We start from the raw sequence: 737 nt of genomic DNA on the forward strand, positions 1-737 counted from the left end.
GTAATTCAAATAAATTCTCCACTCCAAGCAACTTGCTGCTGGTGAAGCCTTCGGCAAAGGTTGTATTGATGTTTTTGCCGAGTTCCCTTGCTTTGGCTTCTATGAAGTCGGCGAAATCGGGGGTGGATATGAACGTTTGATTTTCGTCCTGGTAATCAGGGTTGTAAAATTGTGTTTTGTATGCTGCTATCGAGGCGATTTTCTGGTCCCAGTAGGGTGTAATGTCGACAAGAATATCGGGAACGATATAGGTATTCTGAATAAAATGCAGCAGCAGCCGCGGGCGCCACGCTTCCTGCTCTGAACCTTCGAGCTGGGTTTTGATCTTAATCAATCCGGAAAGGAATACGGCGTCGTTAACAAGAGATGCAGCCCGGGCATGATCCGGATGACGGTCGGTGACGGCATTCGCGATAATGATTTCCGGCTGATACTGCCTGATCTTCTGAACCACCTGTAGCTGATGTTCTTCATCGTTGCGGAAGAAACCGTCTCTCATCCGAAGGTTTTCCCTGATTTCCAGGCCCAGTATTTCAGCGGCAGCAGCAGCTTCGCCGTCCCTGGTTTCGGCTGTACCGCGGGTGCCCAGCTCCCCTCTTGTGAGATCTATGATCCCCGTCTTTTTTCCTAAAGCCTTATGTTTTAACAAAGTACCGGAACAACTGAGTTCTGCATCATCCGGGTGCGCAGCTATAACAAGAATGTCTAATTTCATATCTATACAACCTTTCAGCCTG

Annotated in this window: 1 protein-coding gene; it reads right to left on the minus strand. The window is 48.3% G+C overall.

The window, feature by feature from the left end; all coding sequences use genetic code 11:
- On the minus strand, window positions 1–715 hold a 715-nt coding region (gene bshB1, locus DDR33_RS04490; RefSeq protein ID WP_109414587.1), incomplete at its 3' end, for a bacillithiol biosynthesis deacetylase BshB1.
- Window positions 716–737: the final 22 nt, after the last annotated feature.

The sequence above is a fragment of the Pararcticibacter amylolyticus genome (assembly GCF_003130405.1).
Lineage (GTDB): Bacteria > Bacteroidota > Bacteroidia > Sphingobacteriales > Sphingobacteriaceae > Arcticibacter > Arcticibacter amylolyticus.